Annotated in this window: 7 protein-coding genes; 5 read left to right on the forward strand and 2 right to left on the reverse strand. The window is 41.9% G+C overall.

The window, feature by feature from the left end; translation table 11 throughout:
• On the forward strand, positions 1-306 hold a 306-nt coding region (locus R2Q84_RS25085), incomplete at its 5' end, for a hypothetical protein (protein ID WP_316819361.1).
• A gap of 18 nt (positions 307-324) precedes the next feature.
• On the opposite strand, the gene R2Q84_RS25090 is transcribed toward R2Q84_RS25085, so the two are convergent.
• Positions 325-933 carry a response regulator transcription factor gene (locus R2Q84_RS25090; RefSeq protein WP_316819362.1) on the reverse strand — a complete coding sequence of 203 codons (609 nt, stop codon included), beginning with the start codon at positions 931-933 and terminating at the stop codon, positions 325-327.
• Between the two features lie 3 nt (positions 934-936).
• Positions 937-2,883, reverse strand: coding sequence for a 7TM diverse intracellular signaling domain-containing protein (locus R2Q84_RS25095; RefSeq protein WP_316819363.1), 1,947 nt, complete (start codon positions 2,881-2,883; stop codon positions 937-939).
• 309 nt (positions 2,884-3,192) lie between these two features.
• On the opposite strand from R2Q84_RS25095, the gene R2Q84_RS25100 reads away from it, so the two are divergent.
• From R2Q84_RS25100 to R2Q84_RS25115, 4 genes are all read left to right on the forward strand, one after another.
• On the forward strand, positions 3,193-4,188 hold the full coding sequence (locus R2Q84_RS25100) for a formyltransferase family protein (protein ID WP_316819364.1): 996 nt from the start codon (positions 3,193-3,195) through the stop codon (positions 4,186-4,188).
• Positions 4,189-4,317: 129 nt separating this feature from the next.
• Positions 4,318-4,962: a phage tail protein gene (locus tag R2Q84_RS25105; protein ID WP_410478439.1), complete on the forward strand. Its 645-nt coding sequence runs from the start codon at positions 4,318-4,320 to the stop codon at positions 4,960-4,962.
• Positions 4,963-5,018: 56 nt separating this feature from the next.
• Entirely contained in the window at positions 5,019-6,179 is a 1,161-nt protein-coding gene (locus tag R2Q84_RS25110) for an ABC transporter substrate-binding protein (protein WP_316819366.1), read from the forward strand.
• 66 nt (positions 6,180-6,245) lie between these two features.
• On the forward strand, positions 6,246-10,939 hold a 4,694-nt coding region (locus R2Q84_RS25115), incomplete at its 3' end, for a beta strand repeat-containing protein (protein WP_316819367.1).

Below are 10,939 nucleotides of genomic sequence, written 5' to 3' on the forward strand. Positions count from 1 at the left end.
GCTTTAATGAAAAAAAATAAGAATTGGAAAAGACCAATCTCCTTGCTATCAAAAGGCGGAAGTTTTGTATTTGGCGTTTATCAGCTGGTCATGGTTTCTAAGGAATTTGAAGCATTCGAAAAACAAAAACTCTTTTCTATCTGCTCCATGTTAGACAACCTGACAGCTCCGCTGGATATGGTTGGAATAGATAATATCGTATATCGTTCAGATGCTTACGAAGGGATTATCTATGGGACCGTCTATGGATTTAGAACTGCTGTAAAATCTGGTCAAACTATTGGGATCTTAACTTCTGAAAAATAATCGGAAAGAGGAATTTATTCAGACATTGGAAATAAACTGATAATTTTTTAAAGACCAGGTTAATAATGCATTATTTTCTTCTTCTAACTGAAGTTTCCTGCAGATACTGTGACGGTAGTTTTTTATGGTATAAGGGCTAAGGTTTATTAACGAAGCAATTTCTTTGGTCGTTTTCTTCTGGGCAATAAGCTTGAGTATGGTCAGTTCACTTTGACTTAAAATGTCATTGATATTAAAATTGGGATTCTTGCCCGCGTTTTTCTCCAGTAATTGGTTTACAATAGCCTGGATGCCGGCATATAATCTGCTTTCATCTAACGGTTTAATGATATAGTTAGCCGGCTTAAGTTCAAAGGCCCGGTTGATGGTATGCATAGATTGATATGATGTAATAAACACGACTTCAAAAGAGTATGTTTTTTTTAATTGGCGGATGAGTTCAATTCCATCCAGCTCATCCTTAAGCTCAATGTCACAAAGGATAAGGTGCGGACAAAAATCAGGAAGCAATTGTTCAACTTCCTTAGTTGAAAGTGCAATAACGGTTTCAAATGGATAGCGCCTTTTAATCTGATTCTCAATAAAGCGGGCAATGATGATTTCGTCTTCGATAATAAGAATGCGCATTTTTTACGGGAGATTTGGGAAAGTGAACAAATAAGTAAAGCCAGTATGATGATCAATCAATAGATTTCCTTTTAGCTGCCTGATCAAATCCTGAATTAAAGAAATTCCCATAGAAGAATTGGTATTTAACTTTTCCAATCCCTTTCCGTTGTCCTTATAGGTAAAATGGATTTGACCTTCCTTTAAATGAATAAGTAACTTTATAAAAGGATACACTTCATCCGGCGTAAAGGCATGTTTAAAAGTATTTGTAAAAAGTTCGGTCAATATCAGCCCAAAGGGCAGCGATGTGTTTGCATGAAGCAACAGATCCCTGCAAACATCAACTTCTATCTGAATGCGTTTTAAAGGATCGTAGATATGCTGTACATGCTGTTTAATTTCCTGTACCAACAAAATAAGCTGTATAGTTTGCTTTTCTTTATTGATGTTTAAATGGGTGTTAACCAACATCATTGCCTTAATGCGTCCCCGCATATCGTTGAGTACCTGCTTGCTTTTTTCATTATGCATCAGTGGCAATTGCAAAGTGCTCAGGCTGTACAACATTTGCAGGTTGTTCTTTACCCTATGGTTCAGTTCATCCATTAAGGTATCGATATGTCCCTTTTTTTCTATTAGTTCTGCCCGTTGTTTCCGTAACTTACCGTTCATGTTCCTGAGTTCCGCGGTCCGTTCTTCTACTTTTCGTTCAATAAGTGAATTATGCTCTTTATGTATTTTGTTCAGTTGTTCCAGGGCTGCTATTTTTTCCCGTTCGTGTTGTCTCAATTTTTGGTTTATCCCGGTTAAAAAAAGAATGATTATCAATAGAATAGTGGTTTTGGAGATGATAGGAGCATAAACTAAACCTCGTTCGTTAAATAAAAACCCACTTCCCACAAGAGCGATTGCGCCCATTGCAAATACCAAAATGCCGTATATCATGAAACGCTGGCTGGCATCTAATTTACGCCACAGCACAATGGATATATAACTAATATAGGTTAAGTGGACAATAGAAAAACTCAGGTTGATCTGATTAGTGAGATAGTAATTGGAGGTTAAGCTGTTATGGATGACGCACAGCATAGAAAAAATGAGAAGGCTTTTTATAATATAATGGCCATACCGATAGAGCTTATACGCATTTTTCTTTATTTCCAGAAAATCGATCAGTAGAAGGTAAAAGCTTACGATCCCCAGATGAAGAAAGACAGGGACTAAAAGCCAGCCGGTTTCTGGCTGCATGGGAAAGAAAAAATCAATAAAAGAAGGTTGTAATGAAAAACAGTAAAGTCCGATGCCCAATATAAAAAACATAACCCAAATAAAAGGCCTGTACCTGTTAATGAACCAGGAAAGTCCCGCATAAAAGAACAAAATGGCAATAGCACCCTGAAGCCAGAAATTGATCAAATCAAATGTCCGGTTATAAGAAAGGTAGGTGTAAGTACTTTGTAATACGAAATCAAAGTTTGGTGGAAATTTTTTGGTGTGTTTAACTTTTAATAGTAGCTGATAAGTGCTGCCCGGAGATAATACAAAATTAAAATTAAAGCGGTTGTCTTCCGGCTCTATATCCGTCTTTTTCCTGAAAGCCCCAGCTCTTCGGTGGACTTTTAGCTTCCCCGCTTCAAAAATATACAGATCAACAAAAGTTAAATGGTCAAAACTTAAGCAGAAATGCGTTTGATCCAGATCGTCAGACGTGTTTAGTGCTGTTTTTAACCAAAAAGTATGGTCAGGCGCAGAAAGATGGAATTGATTTAAAGGTACGAAATTGGCTTTCTGTTGGGTAAGAGACAGCGTATGATAACTATTACGAGGATCCTCAATAGCATAGAAAAATGGTTTGAGGGCAATAGTTTTCTTCAAATCCCCCTTGGCAAGCCATGGGGGATGACCCTGGCAAATTAAAGGAAGCGAAAATAAAGTAATCCATATGAGATAGCGAATTGATATGGGCATTTACAAATATGCAATTAATTATCTTGCTTAGGTAGTAGTTTAATGAAGTTGCGTTGATTTTTTTTCGTGGTAATATTTCGGCTATATTCTAAGCCTGATAATTATTTCTTTTCTTCTTTATAAGAAAAGAAAAAAAAGACCCTGGGGTCTATAGGATAGCTTCATTGTCTTTTATATTTTTGGTTAAATAATTTATAACGTATGCTCAAATCATTAATGCTTTTACGTTTGCCAAAGCGTCTATCTCATCCCTATAAGCAGAGGATATATTTTGTTGTCTCGTTAGGCTGGTCTTAGTTTTATTTTTGGATGAACAAACAGATCATTGATCATCGGGAATCCGCAGGACAAACGACGAACCTTAGGGTTGGAATACTATGTAATTCTGATCTGTTGGTTTTACCTTCTATTCTTCATTTAAAGCAACGTGGGATTCTTGCGGGGGTTGCAGTGCCGCATAAAAGTAAGCGATTTTTAGATCAGCGACTGTTACATCTCGGGTTAACTCCAGAAGAAATAACATATATTTCAAAAGATCAGCAAGAAGAAACGTTGCTAAATTGGATAGACAAGGCGAAAGCAACGACCGTTTTGGTTTTTGCGTTTCCATGGAAGCTTTCTATTAGCGTACTAAACAAACCAGCGAATAGGTTTTATAATTTTCATTTCGGCCTTCTACCGAAATATCGTGGTAGCGATCCAATTTTCTGGCAGCTAAAGAATGGGGAGGCCGAAGCCGGATTGGTTGTTCATGAAATGACAGAAGATATTGATGGAGGCCCAATAGCCTGGACAGTTCAGAGTCCTGTTATTTACGGAGAGAATTATGGTATGTATTGTGCCAGAATGGGTGTAGTGGCGATGAGCAGCCTGGATGGATTTTTAAAAGTATTACTGAAAGGCAAATTTGACAAAGTTCCACAAGAGCAGTTACCTGTAATGTTTAACCGTAAGCCTGTTTTGTCAGATCTTACAATCAATTGGGAGTTACAAAACGTTGAGGAAATAGAATGTCTGGTAAACGCTTGCAATCCTAAATATGGTGGGGCTTTTGCCATTTTAGGAAATATGGAAATCCGGCTGCTTGAAGTCGTTGCTGTTGAGCTGAACACTAACGGGCAAGTGGATGTCCCTGGAACCATTGTTTATGCAGATGTACTATACGGGTTAATTGTTGCCTGTATTGAAAATAGATTCTTAAAGATTAATGTGGCGCGGGTTAATGAAGGCTTTGTTTCGGGCAGTAAACTTTTTGGCATGGGTATAACAACCGGTATGAGATTTCAGTCTGAAGTGTTCGGTTAGTCTGAAGAGGCTAATGATATATCGAAAATGAAATAAACTATCAATAAATTATATTATAAACTTTAATTTTTTTACATGGATTCAGCATTTGTCGGTACAATTTTTTTATGGCCTCTGACTTGGGCGCCAATGGATTATCAACCCTGTCAGGGTCAGGCTTTAAACGTTAATCAAAATCAGGTATTGTATTCTCTCATCGGACTGACCTACGGGGGAAATGGTTCAAGTACTTTTAATCTCCCCGATTTCAGGGGGCGGGTTCCTGTGGGCTATAATCCCACTCAAATAAACACCTATGGCGTTAACATTTCTCCGAAGAGTCTTGGTAATAACGTGGTACCGTCAGCAGGTGTTGAAACGGTTACACTTACTGCTGCTCAGGTGCCATTGATACCTCATACACATACAGCTACAGTTACCAGCAGCGGAGTTCCTGCTCAAAATGTTCCGGTTAGCGCTCCTAACGCTACTTTATACGGGGTTAATGGAAATGGTGGGCAGGCTGATCCGGGTGGAAATTTCTTAGGTGCAGATACAAGTGTGGGCGCGACAAATTACGTTGCTGGAACTCCGGCTCCAACAACAACGGCCATGGCATCCGGATCTGTAAAGGTAGATCCTTTTACGGTTAATATTCCCCAGGCAGCTGTCAACGTCGGTGTAACGATTAACCAGGCAGGAGCTGCAGCATCGTCTCAGGTTTCTCTGCTACAACCTTATACTGTTGTGAATTACATTATCGCCGTCCAGGGATTATACCCTCCCCGGCCTTAACTGAATAATTATTTTATTTGCCGCTGGTGAAAGCCAGCGGTATTTTCATTTTTAATATGCGTCTTAAAATAGGTTTTCTTATACCGTATTCTTCTATTTACCCTGATTTACCTAATGATATCATACATGGATTTTATGCTGCACTGCCAAAGCCACAATTAGAAAGCAACCTTTTTGAATTTGTACCTGAATATGTGGGACAGGGTGGAGCGAAAATGGTGACCGCAGCAGTGCAAAAGCTTTTATATTTCAGTAATGCCGATTTGATTTCAGGTTTAATCAGCTATAAGGCGATGCCGGCAGTAATAGCAGAGCTGGAAAAAAGAGGGAAACTTGGTTTTTTTATGGATATGGGAGAGTTGATACCATATAACCAGCATATTTCTGATAGTGTGTTTCTAAATAGTTACCAATTATGGCAATCGGAATATGCTTTGGGTTATTGGGCACACAAAGAATTCGCAGACAAGGGGACTGTATTAATGTCCTTATACGACGCCGGGTACCATCTGCAAAGTTCATTCAGGCAAGGGGCCATAAGTGCGGGGTCGAAGGAGATGGATTTTACAGTACTTCATGGCGATCCGGCTCAATCGCAGGTTAAAGAAAATATCCATATTTTTTTCAAGAAAGCATATGAAAAGTTCCCTTCTTATATTCATGCTTTGTTTTGTGGTTCCGAAGCGGTAGAATTTTATCGCGAGTTTGCAGCCTCGGGCTTAAATGGGAAGGTGCCACTTATTGTAAGTGCCCATATGGCATCAGAAGAAATTTTAGACCAGCTTTCAGGTCTTTCCCTGGAGATCTATTCAGCCTCCCTCTATAATTATGCATCTGAGGATGCCGCAAATAAAAAGTTTAAAAGGGATTTTGAAAGTTTAACAGGCCGTAAAGCCAATTTATTTGCATTGTTGGGATACGAAATGGGAGTCGCTATACAGGAGCTTATCCCTTATCTGCAAAAAAGAGATTATAAAACGGTGTCAGCATTATTAAAAGCAGAGCGGTTACAAACGCCCAGGGGGGAAAGGAGTTTTTACCTGGATTCAGATTATTCGCTTCCCCAGATTGACATTGAAAAAATTACGATTAACGACGGTAAAATCTCAAGAATTGTTGTAAGCCAGGGGCGTGCATTGAAGTACAATGATCTGGTCTATGATGAGATACACAGAGAGAACATAAGCGGTTGGCAAAATCCTTATCTCTGTGTTTAATAAAATTACTCCTGGTACTGTTTTTTGCATTTGAAAAAAACTTTTTGATGAGTTTAAAATAGATATATGAATAAATCTTTACATTTTTTTAAAAGGACGGCAGTTTTCTTTTGTTTGTTGTTTTTTACTTTTATCAGCATCGCCAGAGCCCAGAAACTTGTTCAGGGCGACATTGTTGTTATTGGATGGGATGCAACTATTGACGAAGTACGTTTTGCAGCGCTGGCTGATATCCCGACAGGAACAGTACTCAAGTTTACTGATTTTGGCTGGGATCAAACCAACAATGCATTTACAGCATCACCGAACGCTGATGGAATTATTACCTGGACCCTGTCCTCTCGTGTGCCTAAGGGGACGGTATTAAAGTTTTTCTGGGGTGGAACCGGAGAGACGTCTGTGCTGACAAATGTTACTGCAGGTAATGTGCTTATTCCTGCAAGCGATTTATCTGAATTACGACCTACGACCGCCCAGGACCCAATGAATCTTGCCGGTGATGGTGTATTTATTTATCAGGGCAGCGATACTAATCCCTACTTTATTTCAGGGTTTAACAATTCCTCGGGAACTGTAGATGCAAATAACTGGAATACTTCTATTGTGGCGAGTGCCCGTGATTCTCAGTTACCTAATGGGAACGGAAGTGAGAATGCTCTAACTCCAGGGGTAAATGCCGTAGGTATGCCTGGCGGTGGAAGCCAGCAAGATGTTGTACATTATACGGGTGAAACTACGGCTGCAGATGCTGCAACATGGCTATCCCGTTTAACTGACAAAAGCAAGTGGACAGGATATGGATCTACACAGAGTAGTTTAATAAACTCAATTACTATTGCCGGACCAATTGTAAATACAGGTTCAACTTCCTCAATTAGTATTTCCGGAGCAACTTTAAATGGTACTGCAAATGATAACGGAGATGAAACTACGGTAAGTTTTGAGTACGGTACCGTTTCAGGTCTATCCTCAGGAGTTACTACAGTTGCTGCAACTACCGGAGGTTCTGTAAGTGCAGGTGCTGGAAATACCAGTTCTTCAGTTTCACTTACAAGTTTATCAGGTGGTACCACTTATTATTACCGTATAAAGGGGGTGAATATAAAGGGTACCTCGAAGGGGGAGATAAAAAGTTTTACCACTCCTGCAATACCGTCAGTTACAACTGTTGGTACATTAAGTGCCTTTTCTACATGTTCCGGAACGGCATCATCAGCCCAAAGCTTCACTGTTTCCGGCAACAACTTAACCACAGCTATTACTGTTGCGGCTCCTACCGGTTATGAGGTTTCCAAAACTTCGTCTACAACTGGCTTTAACAGTAGTGTTACTTTGACACCTTTATCGGGCTCGGTAAGCAACGCTACGATTTATGTACGTTTAAAGTCTGATGCCTCGGGATCTCCTTTAGGAAATATAACGGTTTCTTCTACCGGAGCAACAGATAAAAATGTTGCTGTAAGTGGTACGGCAAACTTTTTGCCCACTATAACACTGGGAACTATAACTTCCGTTAGCACAACAGCAACTTCTTTCTCATTACCTTATACAGCAACTACAGGTAGTCCGAATCAGTATTCTATTACTACAGGGACTACCGCTATGAGCGACTTTATTGCCGTTAATAATGCTACATTGGGCAGTTCGCCATTAACAGTAACCCTTCCTGCGACAAAAACCGGGGGGACTTATGATTTTAATTTAATCTTAAAGAACAGTGCTACGGGGTGTGTTTCCAGTATTGTTCCGTTTACACTGACGGTTAACCCACTTTCCTCTAATGCCGATCTTTCGGGGCTCGCATTAAGTTCAGGAAGTTTAAGTCCAGCTTTTGACACCGGTACTGGAGCTTATACTGCTTCGGTAAGTAATGCCATCAGTTCGATTACTTTAACCCCAACTGTTTCCGATGCAACAGCTACGGTAACAATAGATGGGACGGTAGTAACCAGCGGCAGTGTATCAGAATCTATCGATTTGGATGTTGGTACCAATACGATTACTGTCCTGGTAACAGCCCAGAATGGAATAACCATAAAAACATATACAATAACAATAACGAGAGCCGTTCCGGGCCCAAATATAGCTGTATCAGGTACCCTAAGCGCTGTCAACACCACTTACGGATCGCCTTCCGCCACATCCACAAGTTTTACTGTAAGCGGAAGTAGTCTTACCGCTGATATCACCGTTACTCCACCGGGTGGATTTGAAGTTTCTACCTCGTCCGGTTCCGGCTATGGAGCAACGGTCACGCTTATCCCTAACAGTGGAACGGTTAATGCTACAACTGTTTATGCCCGTTTGAAGGCCTCAGCGACCGTGTCAGGGTCGCCTTACAGTGGGAATATAGTAGTAGCCAGTGCGGGAGCTACTCCACAAAACGTTGCAACTGCATCGAGCACCGTAGGAGCTAAAACATTAACCATTACGGGTGTCAGCATCAGCAACAAGCAGTACGACGGAAACGTCACAGCAACGATCGGCGGAACAGCTGTATTAAGTGGGCTACTGCCGGACGATGTAGCTAATGTAACCCTTGGCGGTACACCTTCAGCAACATTCACAACAGCAGGGGCAGGTACCAGCAAAGCGGTAACGTTAAGCGGATATAGCATCAGTGGAAGCGCTTCAGGCAATTACAGCTTAACACAGCCGATAGGCTTGACTGCTAATATCACTGCAAAAACAATCAGCATTACTGGTAATAGCATTGCCGATAAAATCTACGACGGAAATGCCACGGCAACGATCAGCGGAACAGCAGTATTAAATGGGGTATTGCCAGGCGATGTAGCCAATGTTACCCTTGGTGGTACACCTTCAGCTACTTTTGCCAATACCTCAGTAGAGACAGGTAAATCAGTAACGGTAAGTGGTTACAGTATCAGTGGTAGTGCTTCGGGTAATTACAGCCTGAGCCAGCCAAGCGGCTTAACAGCAAACATTACGGCAAAATTAATTACGATCACCGGAATCAATATCAGCAACAAGCAGTACGACGGTAATGCCACAGCAACGATCAGCGGAATAGCTGTATTAAACGGGGTATTGTCCGGCGATGCAGCCAATGTTGCTGTTGGTGGTACATCTTCAGCTATGTTTGCCAATGCCTCAGTAGAGACGGGCAAATCAGTAACGGTAAGCGGTTACAGCATCAGCGGTAGTGCATCCGGTAATTACAGTTTAGTCCAGCCAGCAGGCTTAACAGCCGACATCACAATCAAAACAATTACGATCGCTGGTATTAGCATCAATGATAAAATATACGACGGAAACGTCACAGCAACGATCAGCGGAACAGCAGCATTAAGCGGGGTGTTATCTGGGGACGTAGCTAATGTAACCCTTGGCGGTACATCTTCAGCGGCATTCACATCAGCAGGAGCAGGTATCGGCAAAGCGGTAACGGTAAGCGGCTACAGCATCAGTGGAAGTGCTTCGGGGAACTACAGCTTAACGCAGCCGGCAGGCTTGACTGCTAACATCACCGCAAAAGCAATCAGCATTACTGGCAATGGCATTGCCGATAAAATCTACGACGGAAATGCCACAGCAACAATCAGCGGAACAGCAGCATTAAGTGGGGTATTGCCAGGCGATGCAGCCAGTGTTACCCTTGGTGGCACACCTTTAGCCACTTTTGCCAATGCCTCAGTAGAGACAGGTAAACCAGTAACAATAAGCGGCTACAGTATTAGCGGTAGTGCTTCGGGGAATTACAGTTTAACACAGCCAGCAGGCTTAACAGGAAACATTACCGCAAAATCAATTACGATCACCGGCATCAATATCAGTAACAAGCAGTACGACGGAAATACTACAGCAACGATTAGTGGAACAGCGACATTAAACGGGGTATTGTCCGGCGATGCAGCCAATGTAACTTTAGGCGGTATTCCGACAGGGACTTTCGCTACTGCAGGACTGGGCACAGGGAAAGCAGTAATCATAAGCGGCTACAGCATCAGTGGCAGTGCTTCGGGTAATTACAACCTGGACCAGCCAACAGGCTTAACAGCAAACATTACAGCAAAATCAATTGCGATCACCGGTATCAACATTAGTGATAAAACATACGACAGTAATACTATAGCAACGATCAGCGGAACAGCAACATTAAGTGGGCTATTGCCGGACGATGTCGCTGATGTAACCCTTGGCGGTACACCTTCAGCGACATTCACAACAGCAGGAGCAGGTACCAGCAAAGCGGTAACGGTAAGCGGCTACAGCATCAGTGGAAGTGCTTCAGGCAATTACAGCTTAACACAACCAGCAGGCTTGACTGCTAACATCACTGCAAAAGCAATCAGCATTACTGGCAATGGCATTGCCGATAAAATCTACGACGGAAATGCCACAGCAACAATCAGCGGAACAGCAGCATTAAATGGGGTATTGCCAGGCGATGCAGCCAGTGTTACCCTTGGTGGTACACCTTCAGCTACTTTTGCCAATACCTCAGTAGAGGCAGGTAAATCAGTAACGGTAAGTGGCTATAGTATCAGTGGTAGTGCTTCGGGGAATTACAGCCTGAGCCAGCCAAGCGGCTTAACAGCAAACATTACCGCAAAATCAATTACGATCTCCGGTATCAATATCAGTAACAAGGAGTACGACGGAAATGCCACGGCAACGATCAGTGGAACGGCAGCATTAAGCGGAGTATTGTCCGGCGATGCAGCCAATGTAACTTTAGACGGTATTCCGACAGGGACTTTCGCTACTGCAGGACTGGGCACAGGGAAAGCAGTAAT

It is taken from the genome of Pedobacter nyackensis, assembly GCF_032678475.1.
GTDB classification, from domain to species: Bacteria; Bacteroidota; Bacteroidia; order Sphingobacteriales; family Sphingobacteriaceae; genus Pedobacter; species Pedobacter nyackensis_A.